Genomic DNA, 16,840 nt, shown 5'->3' with positions numbered 1-16,840 from the left:
TATCTCCTAGCGCCGTAACGCATTATGTTGCTGCACCAATGTCCACGTGCAGACCGACTTACATTGAGACTACGAGATCATTTGCAATAACGCCTGCAAAGGATGGCGCAATCCATTTCCCTCGATGCGTTTTACCTGGCTACGACAAGAATAACCGGTTGCTAAACAACGCTGCCTCGGCAAGCGTTGTAACGGCTGGTGCCATGAAAGCTCATAAATACCCAACGAATTCTCGATATTTTTCGTTTCATGCCCGTAAGTTCCGGCCATACCACAGCATCCTACACTGACGTTTTCTAACTTAGCGCCAAAGCGAGCAAAGATATCGCCCCACTGTTTACCACTGGTTGGCAATGCCGTGCTTTCCGTACAGTGCCCAAACAGATACCAAGACTCACCGCTTTGCTGCTGTTCTGGACGTTCTGCCAGTAATTTATTGAGCCATTCATGGACCAGTTCAACATTAAACGCGCCGCGCGCATCACCAAGGATCTCTTTGTATTCGTCGCGATAACACAACACTAAAGCAGGATCGACCCCCACCAGCGGCATCCCCAATTTTGCCATACGATTAAGGAACAACGAGGTTTTCGTTGCCGTTTTAGCAAAGCGCTGTAAGAAGCCCTTAATATGTTGTGCTTTTCCATTCGGTGAGAACGGTAACAGTACCGGCTTTTTACCCAATTTTTCGACCAAGCGCACAAAATCAGCCACCACCTGCGCATCGTAGTAGCTGGTGAACGGGTCTTGAACGATCAACACATAATGATCTCGCTCGCTTACAGGGATGCTTTCTAACTGTTCAAGCGTCATCGTTATCGCGCTATGACCTAACAATTGCTGGCGTAACGTTGGCGAAGATAATAACGGCAAGTCGACCATTCCAACACTGGCGCGGCTCAGCTGCTGTACCCAAGGTTGTTTAAAGAAGAAGTTAAACACCTTCGGCGCACGAGCCATCAACGGCGTATAACTTTCAACACCGGCGACAACATAGTCTCGGGCAGGGCGCAGATAGCGGGTGTGATAAAGCTGCAAGAAGCGAGAACGGAATCCTGGCACATCGATTTTAATCGGACACTGGGTGGAACAAGCTTTACAGGCTAAACAGCCTGACATGGCGTCTTTCACCTCGTGTGAGAAATCATACTCGCCTTTACGGGCATACCATGAGTTACGCGTCTTTTCGATCATGCCACGTAAACTAATGCCCTGCTGCGGCAGCGCTTTTTCCAAAGCAAGCGGGTCAACACCTTGTTCCGCTAATAAACGCAGCCATTCGCGTACCAATCCCGCTCGCCCTTTAGGGGAGTGAATCCGGCTGCCCGTGATTTTCATCGACGGACACATTGGACTTTTTACGTCGAAATTGAAGCACAAGCCGTTACCGTTACACTCCATTGCGCCACGATAAGCAGTACGCACCTCAACAGGAATACGTCTGTCGAGCGTACCGCGCTTAGCAGCATCGACTTTCATCATTGGCGCATTGTTATCCAAAGGCGCACAGATCTTCCCAGGGTTCAGGCGGTTATCCGGGTCGAATGCCGTTTTAATACGCCGTAATTCGTTATAGAGCGTTTCGCCAAAGAAGGCCGGACTATATTCCGCTCTAAATCCTTTGCCGTGCTCGCCCCAAAGCAAGCCGCCATATTTTGCCGTCAGCGCCACCACATCGTCAGAAATTTGCTTAAGCAATATCTCCTGCTGCGGGTCACACATATCCAACGCAGGACGAACGTGCAGCACCCCTGCATCAACATGGCCAAACATGCCGTAGCTTAAGTTATGGCTATCAAGTAAGGCGCGAAACTCAACAATATAATCAGCCAGATGTTGCGGAGGCACGCAGGTGTCTTCAGCGAAAGGTAACGGCTTAGCGGCCCCTTTGGCATTGCCCAACAGACCAACGGCTTTCTTACGCATATTATAAATACGCTCAATGCCTGCCAAGTCACCACAAACCTGGTAGCCAATCACCCCGCCTTCTTGAGCGCTGATGAGGGAATCGAGCCGTTCACACAGCGATGTCACCTGCCCTTCAATTAACTGCGCATCGTCGCCGGCAAATTCAACAATATTTAGGCCCTGCATATCCTTGCCCGGCACGTCAGTAATGTAATCACGCACGCTGTGCCAAACGATATCCTCACGCGCCAGATTCAACACTTTGGAATCCACGGTTTCAACTGACAGTGCCTTGGCCTCCACCATAAAAGGCGCATTGCGTAGAGCGGAATTGAACGAATCGTACTTGATATTAACCAATCGCCGCACTTTAGGGAGTGGCGTGATATTCAGTCGCGCTTCAGTGATGAACGATAAAGAGCCTTCAGAACCGGTAAGAATGCGGGTGAGATCGAAAGTTTGCAGGTCGTCACTCAATACATGACGCAAATCATAACCGGTAAGGAAACGGTTAAGTTTAGGGAATTTATCGATAACCAGTTGGCGATTGTCACGACAACTCTGCAGAACGGTGCGGTAGATACGTCCAACCACAGACTCTTCTTCTGCAAGCTTTTCTGCCAGTGCGGTCGGCATAGCCTGAGTATCAAGCAAATCGCCGCCGATCACCACCGCACGAAGCCCCAACACATGATCGGATGTTTTGCCATAAACCAGCGAGCCTTGGCCGGACGCATCGGTATTAATCATGCCGCCAAGCGTGGCGCGGTTACTGGTTGAAAGCTCGGGTGAAAAGAAGTATCCCAGCGGGCGCAAGTAATCATTGAGTTGATCCTTGATAACCCCCGCCTCAACCTTCACCCAACCTTGCTCTACATTAATATCGAGGATGCGCTTCATATAGCGCGACATATCAACCACGATCCCGCGGTTTAGCGACTGGCCGTTAGTTCCCGTACCGCCACCTCGTGGCGTAAAGACCAGACTCTTAAAGCGCTCCTGCCCCGCAAGCCGTGCCAACAAGGTGACATCAGACGTAGCCGAAGGAAAAACAACGGCATCAGGCAATAGCTGATAAACACTGTTATCGGTCGCCATCGTCAGGCGATCGGCATAACTGGTTGCGACATCGCCGGTAAACCCGTCTTTCTTTAATGCATCCAAAAAGTCGAGCACCAGTTGAATCACGCCCGGCGCTTGAGAAATCTGTGGGATCATTGATTATGACTCTTTCTTTGTTGTTATCTGTATGGATGTTGTCTGCATGAATAAGATTGGCTTTCGCAGCATATTCCTATTCCTTAAACAGCATAAAAACTAACATACTTCGTTTTCTCGCGCTGCGTCTGTATAGACATAAAGATGTAAACAACAACAAAATGCATAATGCCCTGTAAAAAAATCTATAATGTTGCATCCTTAGCAATACGAAAAACGTGTCCTTATCATTACACCGGCAGATAATTGCCATTTGCTCTATTTTTCATACGAGAATGACCGATGAATCTCCCGAGTAGCAATAAACGTTACGACTTACTACAGATCATTTTTGGTGTGCTGTTTATCTCTTTGATGACCATCGCCAGCATATGGATTATTCAACCTTTTATCCTTGGCTTCGCCTGGGCAGGCATGGTGGTTATCGCCACCTGGCCGCTGATGATAAGACTGCAGAGAATACTGTGGGGACGTCGTATTCTGGCGGTTATCGTCATGACGCTACTGTTGATTTTGTTATTTGTTTTACCCATTGCGCTACTTATCAACAGTGCGATTGAGAACGGCGTGCCGTTAGTCAAAATGGCCAGCGACCCCTCTAAATTACACTTCCCGGACCTCGCGTGGTTAGAATCTATTCCACTGGTTGGCGACAAAGCCTATAGCGGCTGGCACGCGCTGATTAATAGCGGGGGCAGCGCATTGATGGCTAAAGTACAGCCTTACGTAGGACAAACCGCCGGTTGGTTTGTTTCACAGGCCGCACATCTTGGGCGTTTTGTGCTGCACTGTTCTTTAATGCTGTTATTCAGCGCGCTGCTCTATAGCCGCGGTGAACAAGTCGGTATGGGATTCCGTCATTTTGCGATGCGTCTGGCTGGTGAGCGTGGTGATGCGGCTGTCGTGCTCGCCGGGCAAGCCATCCGTGCAGTAGCACTGGGCGTCGTTGTTACTGCTATCGTCCAATCAGTATTAGGCGGCCTTGGCTTGGCGCTGGCAGGTATTCCTTACGCGACAATATTGACCGTGGTGATGTTTATCTGTTGTGTGGCACAAATTGGCCCACTGTTGGTACTGATCCCGGCCATTATCTGGTTGTATTGGTCCGGCGATAATACTTGGGGCACTGTACTGCTAATTTGGAGCTGTGTTGTTGGCTCATTAGATAGCGTGCTGCGCCCGGTGTTGATCCGCATGGGTGCAGATTTACCGATGTTGCTCATTCTTTCGGGGGTTATCGGTGGCCTGTTCGCTTTCGGGATGATTGGTTTGTTTATTGGTCCCGTGGTGCTGGCTGTGTCTTATCGACTGATCTCTTTGTGGGTACACGAAGCGCCTGAGCCACAAACAGAAATAGAAGATATTACTAAATTGATTGACGAGTAACCTCACCTATCCTGGCACTAATCAGCAGTATTTTGGTTAGTGCCACGTTTAACCTTTAGTGCTGTTTCTTCATTTCGCTACCTTCCCGTCGTTTTATTTTCATCAACCCTTTGTTATTGAGACAATTCTGACAGACGCCGCGATAACTACACCTTATCCTTATTAACAATTCGGATTTCAACCCCATTATGTATATGCAGGCTTCCCCCCATTGCCTGCATACCCGAAATTGCTGTGTGTAGTCTTTGCCTATCTTCTACGATAGGCTTTTTTTTTGCCTTTTTTATGCCCCCATATCTATAGGTTGCGTCAGCAGCCTGCCAATAAAAAAGCCGCAACCTAAGATGCGGCTTTAACGGCTCACCAGAGAAATCTGGAGCTTACTATTACTTTACGTCGGCCAACGCTAACCAAGTCTGTACCACAGTATCTGGGTTAAGCGACAAGCTATCGATGCCCTGCTCCATCAACCAAATCGCGAAATCTTGATGATCAGAAGGCCCTTGCCCACAAATACCAACGTATTTGCCCTGTTTCTTCGCGCCTTGAATTGCTAGTGAAAGTAGCGCTTTTACTGCTTCATTGCGCTCATCAAACAACTCAGAAACCACGCCAGAATCGCGATCTAATCCGAGGGTAAGTTGTGTCATATCATTTGAGCCGATAGAGAAGCCATCGAAGTGCTCAAGGAATTGATCGGCCAATAAGGCATTCGATGGGATCTCACACATCATAATGACTTTCAAACCGTTCTCACCACGCTTAAGCCCTTGGTTCGCCAATTCCGCAACCACCGCTTCTGCCTGAGCAACCGTACGGACGAACGGGATCATTACCTCAACGTTGGTCAATCCCATATCATTACGTACCCGTTTCATCGCTTCACATTCTAAAGCGAAGCAATCGCGGAAGTTGTCAGAGACATAACGACCAGCGCCACGGAAACCAAGCATTGGGTTCTCTTCGTGCGGCTCATAACGCTCACCGCCAACCAGGTTGGCGTACTCATTAGATTTGAAGTCAGACAAGCGGACGATCACGCGTTTAGGCCAGAATGCCGCCCCTAATGTCGCAATGCCTTCGGTCAGGCGCGCAACATAGTACTCTCTCGGGCTGTCATAACCTTGGATTAACTTAGTAATCTCTTCCTGCAGCGCCGGCTCCTGTTTATCAAATTCTAACAGGGCTTTAGGGTGAACGCCGATCATACGGTTGATGATGAATTCCAAACGTGCAAGGCCCACGCCTTCGTTTGGCAAACAAGCAAAGTCAAAAGCACGATCCGGGTTACCGATGTTCATCATAATTTTCAACGGTAACTCTGGAAGTTCACTGACCTCAGAGCTTTGTATTTTGAAGTCAATCAGGTCTTGATAGATATAGCCCGTATCGCCTTCTGAGCAAGAAACCGTGACATTCTGGTTCTCTTGCAGACGTTCGGTTGCATCACCACAACCCACCACGGCTGGGATCCCCAACTCACGCGCGATAATAGCCGCATGGCAGGTACGCCCCCCACGATTAGTGACAATCGCGGCAGCCTTTTTCATGATAGGTTCCCAGTCTGGGTCAGTCATATCGGTGACCAACACATCGCCCGGCTGAACAAGATGCATTTCACTGATGTTGTGAATGATTTTCACCGGGCCAGCGCCGATGCGGTGACCGATCGCGCGCCCTTCCACCAGCACATTGCCGCGCGAACTCAGCTGATAACGCTCCATCACCTGACCATTTGAGCGCACGGTCTCTGGGCGCGCCTGCACAATGTAGAGCTTGCCATTGTGACCATCTTTCGCCCATTCGATATCCATCGGACGGCCATAATGTTTTTCAATCAATAGCGCCTGTTTGGCTAAAGACTGGATCTCATCATCGGTCAAAGAGAAACGCTGGCTCAGCGCTTCTGGCACATCTTCGATTTGTACCTGTTTGCCGTGCTCCTGGCTCGGTGCGTACACCATGCGGATTTTTTTCGATCCCATCGTGCGGCGAACAATTGCAGGTTTGTTTTTAGCCAGCGTAGGTTTATGGACGTAGAATTCGTCAGGGTTAACGGCACCTTGAACCACCATCTCTCCAAGTCCATAAGCTGAGGTGATAAATACCACCTGATCAAAGCCTGATTCAGTATCAATAGTGAACATTACACCAGCAGCTGCAAGGTCAGAACGCACCATGCGCTGTATGCCAGCAGAAAGTGCAACACCACGGTGATCATAACCTTGGTGCACACGATAAGAGATTGCCCGGTCGTTAAACAACGAAGCATACACATGCTTCACCGCCACTAAGATGGCATCAAAGCCCTGCACGTTAAGGAAGGTTTCTTGCTGACCTGCAAAAGACGCATCCGGCATATCTTCAGCGGTTGCAGAAGATCTCACAGCAAAAGAAGCATCCGGCTCACCTTCAGCAAGTTGCTGATAAGCTTCACGGATATCATTTTCCAGACTCGCCTGGAAAGGCGTCTCAACAATCCATTGTCTAATTTGTGCGCCAGCCTTGGCTAATTGCCCAATATCGTCGATGTCGATTTGATCCAACAACGCATAGATACGATTATTCACGCCACTTTGATCGAGAAAATCATTAAACGCTTGGGAAGATGTAGCAAAGCCGTTAGGAACGGAAACACCTAAATCCGACAGGTTGGTGATCATCTCGCCGAGGGATGCATTTTTGCCCCCGACTTTATCAACATCGTGCATACCTAGTTGGTTGTACCAAATAACATTGCGCAAATCGGGTTCAAGAGTAGCCATGAAACAGTCCTTTAAAAATTCTAACTGCGATTGATTAAGACAAAATATCAATATGGTAGTTAACTGACCAAAACAGTCATTTGAGACTACCATAATGTTTTCCATCTTTGAGACTAGTGAATCGATCCAGCAATTCAATATTTTTTTAGCCGGGGCAATTCAACCAACGGCGTTATCAATCAATCACAGATAAAACCATATTCCCCTTACAAATCAGACAATAATAGAGGTGGTTTTTAATAAAAAAACGATATTACGCTATATGCTGACGCGTTGCTGAAAGCTAAGTAATATCTTAAAGACGTTGTGATGAAATTAAAATATCATTCCATTATTTACGTGGGAATTGTGGGCTATTTCACGTAAATTTATCTGGGCTCAATAATGCATTTCGCGTGTCTGTGCTGACATGAATCATCAATATCAATCACAGTACTAAAAACCAAATAAAATTATGGAGAATCAATTGGATAGGTGCGTATTTTATATTTCTGACGGCACAGCAATTACTGCTGAAGTACTTGGCCATGCGGTGTTGTCACAATTCCCGATCAATGCCACCAGCTTTTCTCTGCCGTTTGTAGAAAACGAAGGGCGTGCCAAAGCCGTTTGCCAACAGATAAATGACATCTATGCCAAAACAGGCATCCGCCCATTAGTGTTTTATTCGATTATTTCGCCAGAAGTGCGCTCAATTATTGCCGGCAGCGAGGGATTTTGTCAGGACATCGTACAATCGCTGGTCGCCCCCCTGCAAAATGAGCTAGGGCTCGAGCCGACCCCAGGCGCTAACCGTACTCACGGGCTGACTGCCAGCAACCTCAGTAAATACGACGCTCGTATCGCGGCCATTGATTACACGCTGGCACATGATGACGGCATTTCTTTGCGCAATCTTGAAGAAGCACAAGTTATCTTACTTGGCGTATCTCGCTGCGGTAAAACACCGACCAGCCTTTATCTCGCACTGCAATTTGGCATTCGTGCGGCCAACTATCCTTTTACTGCTGATGATATGGATAATCTGCAATTACCCGCAGCGCTTAAACCTTTTCAAAACAAATTATTTGGACTGACGATCAATCCAGAGCGTTTAACCGCTATTCGCCAGGAGCGTGTAGAAAACAGTCGCTATGCCTCTTTGCGTCAATGTCGTCTTGAAGTGTCTGAAGTCGAAGCTCTGTTTAGGAAAAATCAGATCCGCTATCTCAATAGCACCAACTACTCGGTTGAAGAGATCGCCGCAAAAATCGTCGACAGTTTTGGAATGAATCGCAGAATGTTCTGATGTTTTCACTCGATTACACTAGCGGCAAGATAAATAGACAGTATCAGCAGATTTATTATGTTGATACTGGTCTATTTTGCTGACAGAAACGGCTATCAATAGTTGAATTGCTCCTGTTTTGAGTTATTGTGATCGTCATCACTTCCCGGTACTTCGGCCGTAGAAGAAATTTTTTAGAGACCCCTCATGTCACAAACAGATGAACTGCGTACGACGCGCATCGATAGCCTGATCACGCCTCAGGCACTGGCAGATAAATACCCACTTTCTACCAACATCGTCGAAAATGTTACCTCTGCACGCCAACGCATTGAAAAAATAATCAGCGGTGAAGATAACCGTTTGTTGGTGGTCATTGGCCCTTGCTCAATTCATGATATTGATGCCGCCGTTGACTACGCTGAGCGTTTAAATGTTTTACGCCAGCGTTATCAAGGCAACCTTGAAATCGTGATGCGCACCTATTTTGAAAAACCGCGTACCGTTGTGGGCTGGAAAGGTCTGATCTCCGATCCTGACTTAGATGGCAGCTATCGCATTAATCACGGTATTCAGCTCGCACGTCAGGTTCTGCTGGCCATTAATGAAATGGGCTTACCGACCGCCACTGAATTTTTGGATATGGTCATCGGCCAATATCTTGCTGATTTGATCAGTTGGGGAGCTATCGGTGCGCGTACGACTGAAAGCCAAATTCACAGGGAAATGGCTTCTGCCCTTTCCTGCCCGGTAGGTTTTAAAAATGGTACCGATGGCAATACGCGCATTGCTATTGATGCTATCCGCGCATCGCGCGTTAGCCATATGTTCCTCTCACCAGATAAAAATGGCCAAATGACCGTTTACCGCACCACAGGTAACCCGGCTGGCCATGTTATTTTGCGTGGAGGCAAAACGCCTAACTACCATGCTGAGCACATTGCTGCCGCCTGTGACAACCTTGCCCAATTTGATTTACCACAGCGTTTGGTGGTCGATTTCAGCCATGGCAATTGCCAGAAACAGCATCGCCGTCAATTAGATGTCGCAGCTGACATCTGTCAACAAATTCGCAATGGTTCGCAAGCCATTGCGGGTGTCATGGCGGAAAGTTTCTTGCAAGAAGGCACACAAGCCATCACCGCAGGACAACCATTAACTTATGGCAAATCTATCACCGACCCTTGCTTAAGTTGGGATGACACCGAAACACTGCTTGCTATGTTAGACGAGGCAGTAGCTACACAACGTTAATCGTTACAAGCCCTAGTATCGATACCCGGGGAATCCCTAATTTCCGGGTATCGTACCAATAAATACCGAGCAATATCATTATTCAAAACATGGACAATTATCGTTCTGTTGATTATTCCCTCGCCGAATCGCGCTATTTCCCTCTTCCCTGCTCAAATTTTTCTTGATGTGCCCCAGCAATGAATTGATAATCATTATCACAATGATATTGATTTACATTACCCTTATAAAAATGAATGATAAGACTCCACTCACATCATTGGAAGAGACTGTTTGTGATACTTCGTCTTCCCTCCTACACCATGCAAACAATGAAAACTGTATCAATAGCGCAGAGCTATTAGGCGCGAGTGGGATGACAATCATCATTCACCAGGGCCAGCGCTATATGCTACGCCAGACTAAAGCAGGGAAACTTATACTAACTAAATGATCGAGGTGACTAACGTCACGCATACTATTGCTAGTCATCGATATGCTGGCAATCCATAAGCTAGTGACGTTATGCCAGCCACCCAGGTCCGATGATCAAGGCAGCCAGCAGCTCTTTATATACCCAATCAACTTCAAGATGAAGGTAGGAGACAATCCGGAATCTTGATGGATGACGGGATAGATTAATTTCTACTACCCATTGTCTCCCGAACGTAGAAACACACACAGAAAATACCAAGAGTCCGGCTGATGCTGGCTGATTAACGAGGAACCGATATTATGACTGTCACCTACAACGATTATGTACAAGCCAAAGAAAACAACCCTGGGAAATATGCCCGTGATTTGGCCGCAATACTGGCTATCAGCGAAGCCCAACTGACATTCTTGCGTGTTGGAAATGGTGCAAAACGCCTAAACGTTGAGGTAAGAACTCTGCTGGCTGCATTAGAAAATGTAGGTAAGACTAAATCGATTACCCGTAATGAATATGCCGTGCATGAGCAAGTTGGTCGCTATCAAAATCAACAACTAGGTGGTCACGCTGGGCTGATCCTCAATCCACGTGCGCTGGATTTACGTTTGTTCTTACATAACTGGAAATACGTGTTTGCGCTTAGCGAAGAGAGCCCACGTGGCGTTCGCCATAGCCTACAATTCTTCGATAACAGCGGTGATGCCCTGCATAAGGTCTATACCACTGATGAAACCGACCTAGCCGTTTGGCACGCATTAGTAGAACAATACACCGACCATGAAAATCTGCCGCTAGCATTGTCTGCACCAAGCAAACCGGTGCAGACTGAAGCTGGCAATCTCGCGACGCTGGACGAAGAATGGCGCGCAATGACCGATGTGCACCAATTCTTCCAACTGCTCAAGCGTCATAATGTGAGCCGCCAGCAGGCGTTCCGCGCTGTCGGTGAAGACTTGGCTTATCAGGTCGACAACGGTTCGTTAACAGCGGTGCTGAATGCCGCTCGTGACGCGCAAAATGAGATCATGATTTTCGTCAGCAATCCAGGTTGTGTGCAAATCTTTACCGGCAAAATTGAAAAAGTGATGCCGCACGGCGAATGGACGAATGTCTTCAATACCGATTTCACTTTACACGTGGTGGAAAGCGCGATCGCAGAAAGTTGGGTCACCCGTAAACCGACAAAAGATGGTTTTGTCACTAGCCTGGAAATTTTTGCCGCAGACGGTAGCCAAATTGCCCAACTATTTGGTCAGCGCACTGAAGGCACTCATGAACAAACTCAATGGCGTGAGCAAATCACCGCATTGAGCCGTGAAGGAGTGGCGGCATGAAATTGAACGCGCGGTTTATTTTAGGCGCACTTGCATTGGTTATTTTACCCCAATACGCCCAAGCAGAAAGAGTGGTAAGTATTGGCGGAGATGTGACCGAAATTGTCTATGCACTCGGCGCAGGTAATGAAGTGGTTGCCCGCGACAGTACCAGCGAACAGCCGCCTGAAGTCAAAAAATTGCCTAATGTTGGCTATATGCGCCAGCTCAATACTGAAGGCATTTTGGCGATGAAACCTTCATTGCTATTAAGCAGCAATTTAGCTGAGCCTTCATTGGTATTGCAGCAGATTGAAGAGCAAAAAGGGGTCAAGGTGGTTCGCGTTCCCGGTACCGCATCGCTGGATGCCGTGCCGGAAAAAATCACGGTGATTGCAGATGCCCTTAACCGCAAGGCACAGGGTGAGAAGCTGATTGCGGATTATCGTCAGCAATTACAAGCCGTAGCAAAGACGCCTTTACCGGTTAAAGTGATGTTTGTAATGAGCTACAGCGGCATGACATCAATGGCAGCCGGGCAGGATACCGCTGCCGATGCGATCATTACTGCCGCCGGCGGCAAAAACGCTATGCAAGGCTTCTCACATTATCGTCCACTCTCCCAAGAAGGCACCTTGGCTAGCGCACCTGACTTGCTGTTATTGACTACCGATGGCGTAAAAGCGCTAGGCGGTATCGATCAAGTTTGGAAGCTCCCTGGCCTGGCATTAACACCTGCGGGGAAACACAAACGCGCATTGGTGGTTGACGATATGGCGTTGCTTGGCTTCGGCCTGCAAACGCCAGCCGTACTGGCTAAACTCCGTCAGGCGATGGAACAGGTAAAATGAGTGATATCAATACGCGAGAACCGATTCGCATCGCACCGCAATATTGGTCGATAGCGTTGTTGGTATTACTGTTGCTCGCACTAATGCTAGCAGCAGTCAATACTGGGGCACTGTCGCTCTCCTTTGTCACGCTGTGGAAACACCCGCTGGATCAGGATCTATGGCAAGTGTGGCTCACTATTCGCTTGCCACGCGTATTGTTAGCCGTTGTTGTCGGTTGGGCGCTCGCCAGTTCGGGCGCCGTGATGCAAGGCGTTTTTCGTAACCCGCTGGCCGATCCCGGACTGCTTGGGATCAGCAGCGGTGCCGCGCTATTCGTTGCTTTATTAATTGTTATGCCCTTCTCCCTGCCGCCAATGTTGGCACTTTATGGACATATGTTCGGAGCATTTGTCGGCAGTCTGGTAGTCGCTGGTATCGTCTTTTTGCTAAGTCGAAGTGGCAAAAACAGCCTGTCGCGTCTGTTATTAGCGGGTATTGCTATCAATGCATTATGCGGTGCGGCAATCGGTGTGCTCACCTACGTCAGCGATGATAGCCAGTTACGCCAGTTTTCACTATGGAGCATGGGCAGCCTCGGTCAGGCACAATGGCCAAGTTTAGCGCTTGCCGTGACGTTGATTCTGCCTGCCAGCATTTGGGCATTAACACTGGCACGCCAACTTAACTTGCTGCAATTGGGCGAAGAAGATGCCCATTATCTCGGATTAAATGTGCGCCGAACACAAATCAAATTGTTACTGATCAGCGCCTTGTTGGTCGGAACATCGGTGGCAATCAGTGGGATTATTGGCTTTATCGGCTTAGTCGTTCCCCATCTTTTACGTATGCGCGTTGGTCCCGATCATCGTTGGCTGCTGCCAGGCGCAGCACTTGGCGGGGCTTGCCTGCTATTACTGGCCGACACCCTTGCCCGCACGTTGGTTGCCCCCGCCGAGATGCCAGTTGGATTAATTACCAGTCTGCTCGGCGGCCCTTATTTCTTGTGGCTGATACTCCGCCCGACCAGGAGCCAAAATGAGTGATGAATCTCAGACGTTGCGCGGCAATAACTTGAGCTATCACGCAGGTGAGCGGCAACTCATTGATCAGATTTCCGTACATATTAACAGTGGCGAAATGGTCGCGCTGATTGGCCCAAATGGCGCAGGTAAATCAACGCTGATGAAATTGCTGACCGGTTATCTCACGCCGTCGACTGGGCAATGTTCGCTATCTGGCAAACCCATGAGCAGTTGGACAGCCTTTGAACTTGCCAGAACTCGGGCCGTGATGCGCCAAAGCAATCATATGGCTTTTGGATTTAGTGTACGTGAGGTGATAACGTTAGGACGATCTCCTCACGGCAATCGCCATCTCCAGCAGGCACTGCGGCAAGTGATGACTGAAACAGACTGCGTGGCTTTCGCCGATCGTGATTATCGGCAGCTTTCAGGCGGGGAACAGCAGCGGGTGCAATTGGCAAGGGTGTTAATTCAGTTATGGCATCCAGAACCTGAACCACGTTGGTTATTCCTTGATGAACCCACGTCGGCATTGGATCTTTATCATCAGCAGCACAGCCTGCGCCTGTTACACCGTTTGACCCGTGAGCGACAATTGGGCGTCTGCTGCGTATTGCATGATCTCAATCTAGCTTCACTCTACGCCGATCGCGTGCTGTTAATGCACCAAGGACGGTTAGTGGCAACCGGAACGCCGGCCGAAGTAATGCAAACCGATATTTTACAGCGCTGGTATCAAGCGGATCTTCATGTTGGGCATCATCCTGATAGCTTGGTCCCTCAGGTTTTTTTGCGTCAATAACATAAAAAAGCAGAGCGTTGTAACGTGTCATCCCACGTTTCACGCCCTGCTTCTCCACCCTATCTGGCTCAACGACTAGCTAGAACAAGATATTTCTAAATGCTTACCCCAATCTGGCGGCAATGCCGCCATCGCATCATACTCAGCTGCATCGCTAAAAGGATTACACAGCGCCTGGTGTAGTTGGGCCAGTGCACTGACATCGTCCTGCTCGGCTTTTTCAATGGCTTGTTGTGCCAGATAGTTACGCAATATGATCCGCGGATTGGCTTTTTTCATCGCCTGTTGGCGAGTTGCATCATCCACATTTTCTTGCTGTAAGCGCTGGCGATAATCCTGGTACCAGCGGTCAAACGCATCACGGTCGATAAAATCATCGCGTAAAGCAGTGTTTTGCTGCTGTTGCTCAACATCACTGAGCAGGCGGAAAGTCCGGGTGTAATCTCTCCCCTCATTCTCCATCATGCTCAACAGGCCGGTAAGGATGTCGTTATCCTGTTTGCTTTGAGTGAAAAAGCCCAGCTTGTTACGCATTGTCTGACCATAAGTTGCCATCAATGCCGGTTCATAAGCATTGAGCGCTGATTCTAGTTGCTCTGTACTCATTAGCCCAGATAGTGCTTGGGCCAGCCGATGCAAATTCCAATAGGCTGCCGCGGGCTGATTATCAAAGCTATAACGCCCTTGATGATCGGAATGGTTACAGATATGGCCGGGCTGGTAATCATCGAGAAAACCGTAAGGACCAAAATCGATAGTTAGGCCAAGAATCGACATATTATCGGTGTTCATTACGCCGTGAGCGAATCCAACACATTGCCATTGTGCTATCAGACGCGCGGTACGTTCAACCACATCTTTAAACCACAGCGTATAACGCTCGGCCGGTGTAGCTGTCAGATTGACGAGCTCAGGCCAATGATGAGCAATAACATAGTCGGCCAGTTGTTGTACTTGTTCTGGCTGTTTGCGGTAATAAAAATGTTCAAAATGCCCAAATCTAACGTGACTTTCTGCTACACGAATCAACATTGCACCGCGTTCTGGTTGTTCGCGGAACACCGGCTCATCGCTGGTAGAGATTGTGAGCGCACGCGTGGTTGGAATAGAGAGGTGATGTAAAGCTTCTGAGGCTAAAAATTCTCGTATCACTGAACGCAATACCGCCCGTCCATCTCCCATACGAGAGTATGGCGTCAGCCCAGCGCCTTTTAGATGCCAGTCAACATAACGGCCATCTGAGAGTTTTTGCTCTCCCAGAAGAATACCTCGGCCGTCTCCTAGCTGCCCCGCCCACACGCCAAACTGATGGCCACTGTACACTTGGGCCAATGGCTTCATGCCAGGGAAAAATCGCTCACCGCACCAATATTCGCGATGATCTTCAGCAAAAAGTGCAGCATCCAAGCCCAACTCTTGAGCCAATGGCTGACTGTGATAAAACAATCGGCTACCTTTAAGTGGCGTAGGATTGAGCTCGGTATAAAAACCGGGTAACTGATCAAAATAATGGTGTTCAAATTGCGGCATAAGCCCCCCTTGCAGCCAGTGTAGAACGCGACGTGCAGGATTAACACCGACGAATAACAGGGATATCACCTTTATGCCTATCATGTGGCCAAGGCGCTTGCTAATAACTCGACTTATCAAGTAGCAAACCGGCAGAAAGACTGCCGGCGTTAGCTTATGGCTTAATGGAACTCAGGCGGGCGGGCTAAAAGGCTATCTAATAGTGCTGGCTCAACGCCTGGCCATAGTAAACCTTTTACTCCCTGAATATCCGTGTCATAGACGGCGGATAAATACTCAGCAGTATCTAAACCATCGATGACGACATTTCGGCAAAAACGATGAACATTTCTCAGTAGCGAAGGCAATATAACTGCGAAGTTTTCTCCAGCATAAAGCCGCCAAAAAAAGTTCTTATCCAATTTAACCCAGCTAAACATCCCATCGAAGATCGGGGCCATGTTGCCATTACCGGAACCGAAACCTTCTAACCAGAGAGAAAAACTTTGGTTTATCTCCGTTAACCTTTTGTTCTTCCTCCCCAACGAAAACTCAGGAAACGACTCGCTCACATTAACATTCACAAAAGGCAGCGCTTTTAGCGCCTCTTTCAACTCCGGGTATTCAATCACTAAATTCGCTAATTTATCTTCAATCGTGATATTGAGACTCACTTTATTGCTCTCAAACCATGCAGCTTGCTGCGTGGCCCAAGCAATTTGCTCTTGTAAAAAGGTATAGCGTTGCTGCGAACTTAAAAGATTTAAAACTAATTCTGTTGGCATAACCAGCTTGCTATCTGTGTTAACAAAACGACAAATTAGTTCCACTGCTAATAATTCACCGCCTCTCGAATAGATAGGCTGACAAAGGTAGCTGCTGTTAAAGGCCGCATCGAATTGTATTCTCATTTATTTTCCAATACGTAAACGGCACAACATTGTTGAAAAGCCTCTCGATTGACTCTTGCTACATAGATAGTGTTTTTCCTACGGAATCGCTACCTAGGTCAAAACAGATATAAAAGAACCAATCCAGTTTGGTGTACAATGCCAGTATGCTCAAAAAGTAGCACCAAGCTTTTGAATGAACACCTACAGTTCAACAATCATTGGTAGAGTATAAAAACACACATAACATCATTCACATCC

General features: G+C 48.1%; 12 protein-coding genes. 8 read left to right on the top strand and 4 right to left on the bottom strand.

The window, feature by feature from the left end; all coding sequences use genetic code 11:
* Positions 1 to 69 precede the first annotated feature (69 nt).
* Complete coding sequence (gene ydiJ / locus ACL9RG_RS07160) at positions 70 to 3,126, bottom strand: D-2-hydroxyglutarate dehydrogenase YdiJ (protein ID WP_422791902.1); 3,057 nt, start codon at positions 3,124 to 3,126, stop codon at positions 70 to 72.
* Between the two features lie 282 nt (positions 3,127 to 3,408).
* Here ydiJ and ydiK point away from each other — a divergent pair, with 282 nt between their 5' ends.
* Positions 3,409 to 4,512 (top strand): AI-2E family transporter YdiK, encoded by a 1,104-nt coding sequence (gene ydiK, locus ACL9RG_RS07155; RefSeq protein ID WP_422791901.1) that lies wholly within the window; start codon positions 3,409 to 3,411, stop codon positions 4,510 to 4,512.
* 386 nt (positions 4,513 to 4,898) lie between these two features.
* Here ydiK and ppsA read toward each other — a convergent pair whose 3' ends face one another.
* A complete protein-coding gene (gene ppsA / locus ACL9RG_RS07150; RefSeq protein WP_422791900.1) occupies positions 4,899 to 7,277 on the bottom strand; it encodes a phosphoenolpyruvate synthase in 2,379 nt (792 codons plus the stop codon).
* Between the two features lie 466 nt (positions 7,278 to 7,743).
* On the opposite strand from ppsA, the gene ppsR reads away from it, so the two are divergent.
* The 7 genes from ppsR to ACL9RG_RS07115 all read left to right on the top strand — a co-directional run bounded on the left by ppsR (position 7,744) and on the right by ACL9RG_RS07115 (position 14,180).
* A complete protein-coding gene (gene ppsR, locus ACL9RG_RS07145) occupies positions 7,744 to 8,565 on the top strand; it encodes a posphoenolpyruvate synthetase regulatory kinase/phosphorylase PpsR (RefSeq protein WP_422791899.1) in 822 nt (273 codons plus the stop codon).
* Positions 8,566 to 8,751: 186 nt separating this feature from the next.
* Entirely contained in the window at positions 8,752 to 9,798 is a 1,047-nt protein-coding gene (locus ACL9RG_RS07140) for a 3-deoxy-7-phosphoheptulonate synthase (protein WP_422791898.1), read from the top strand.
* 259 nt (positions 9,799 to 10,057) lie between these two features.
* Positions 10,058 to 10,231, top strand: coding sequence for a hemin uptake protein HemP (gene hemP, locus ACL9RG_RS07135; RefSeq protein ID WP_422791977.1), 174 nt, complete (start codon positions 10,058 to 10,060; stop codon positions 10,229 to 10,231).
* A gap of 281 nt (positions 10,232 to 10,512) precedes the next feature.
* Positions 10,513 to 11,544: a hemin-degrading factor gene (locus tag ACL9RG_RS07130; RefSeq protein WP_422791897.1), complete on the top strand. Its 1,032-nt coding sequence runs from the start codon at positions 10,513 to 10,515 to the stop codon at positions 11,542 to 11,544.
* Positions 11,541 to 12,374 (top strand): heme/hemin ABC transporter substrate-binding protein, encoded by an 834-nt coding sequence (locus ACL9RG_RS07125; RefSeq protein ID WP_422791896.1) that lies wholly within the window; start codon positions 11,541 to 11,543, stop codon positions 12,372 to 12,374. The genes ACL9RG_RS07130 and ACL9RG_RS07125 overlap by 4 nt, the downstream gene beginning before the upstream one ends.
* Positions 12,371 to 13,399, top strand: a complete 1,029-nt coding sequence (locus ACL9RG_RS07120; protein WP_422791895.1) for a FecCD family ABC transporter permease — start codon at positions 12,371 to 12,373, stop codon at positions 13,397 to 13,399. The genes ACL9RG_RS07125 and ACL9RG_RS07120 overlap by 4 nt, the downstream gene beginning before the upstream one ends.
* Positions 13,392 to 14,180, top strand: coding sequence for a heme ABC transporter ATP-binding protein (locus ACL9RG_RS07115; RefSeq protein ID WP_422791894.1), 789 nt, complete (start codon positions 13,392 to 13,394; stop codon positions 14,178 to 14,180). Before ACL9RG_RS07120 ends, ACL9RG_RS07115 begins: the two co-directional genes overlap by 8 nt.
* A gap of 75 nt (positions 14,181 to 14,255) precedes the next feature.
* On the opposite strand, the gene ACL9RG_RS07110 is transcribed toward ACL9RG_RS07115, so the two are convergent.
* Positions 14,256 to 15,710, bottom strand: a complete 1,455-nt coding sequence (locus ACL9RG_RS07110) for a protein adenylyltransferase SelO (RefSeq protein WP_422791893.1) — start codon at positions 15,708 to 15,710, stop codon at positions 14,256 to 14,258.
* A gap of 161 nt (positions 15,711 to 15,871) precedes the next feature.
* The gene (locus tag ACL9RG_RS07105) at positions 15,872 to 16,600 is read right to left on the bottom strand and encodes an EAL domain-containing protein (RefSeq protein ID WP_422791892.1); all 729 of its coding nucleotides are present in this window, start codon (positions 16,598 to 16,600) and stop codon (positions 15,872 to 15,874) included.
* Positions 16,601 to 16,840 lie beyond the last annotated feature (240 nt).

The sequence above is a fragment of the Rouxiella sp. Mn2063 genome, assembly GCF_049319665.1.
GTDB lineage: Bacteria > Pseudomonadota > Gammaproteobacteria > Enterobacterales > Enterobacteriaceae > JBMOUD01.
The sequence above is the reverse complement of the archived record's forward strand: the minus strand, read 5'-3'. Positions and strand labels throughout refer to the sequence as shown.

Coding starts and splice junctions, on each gene's coding strand:
- ydiJ (WP_422791902.1), bottom strand. CDS start 3,126: ATGATCCCACAGATTTCTCAAGCGCCGGGCGTGATTCAACTGGTGCTC.
- ydiK (WP_422791901.1), top strand. CDS start 3,409: ATGAATCTCCCGAGTAGCAATAAACGTTACGACTTACTACAGATCATT.
- ppsA (WP_422791900.1), bottom strand. CDS start 7,277: ATGGCTACTCTTGAACCCGATTTGCGCAATGTTATTTGGTACAACCAA.
- ACL9RG_RS07140 (WP_422791898.1), top strand. CDS start 8,752: ATGTCACAAACAGATGAACTGCGTACGACGCGCATCGATAGCCTGATC.
- ACL9RG_RS07130 (WP_422791897.1), top strand. CDS start 10,513: ATGACTGTCACCTACAACGATTATGTACAAGCCAAAGAAAACAACCCT.
- ACL9RG_RS07125 (WP_422791896.1), top strand. CDS start 11,541: ATGAAATTGAACGCGCGGTTTATTTTAGGCGCACTTGCATTGGTTATT.
- ACL9RG_RS07120 (WP_422791895.1), top strand. CDS start 12,371: ATGAGTGATATCAATACGCGAGAACCGATTCGCATCGCACCGCAATAT.
- ACL9RG_RS07115 (WP_422791894.1), top strand. CDS start 13,392: ATGAGTGATGAATCTCAGACGTTGCGCGGCAATAACTTGAGCTATCAC.
- ACL9RG_RS07110 (WP_422791893.1), bottom strand. CDS start 15,710: ATGCCGCAATTTGAACACCATTATTTTGATCAGTTACCCGGTTTTTAT.
- ACL9RG_RS07105 (WP_422791892.1), bottom strand. CDS start 16,600: ATGAGAATACAATTCGATGCGGCCTTTAACAGCAGCTACCTTTGTCAG.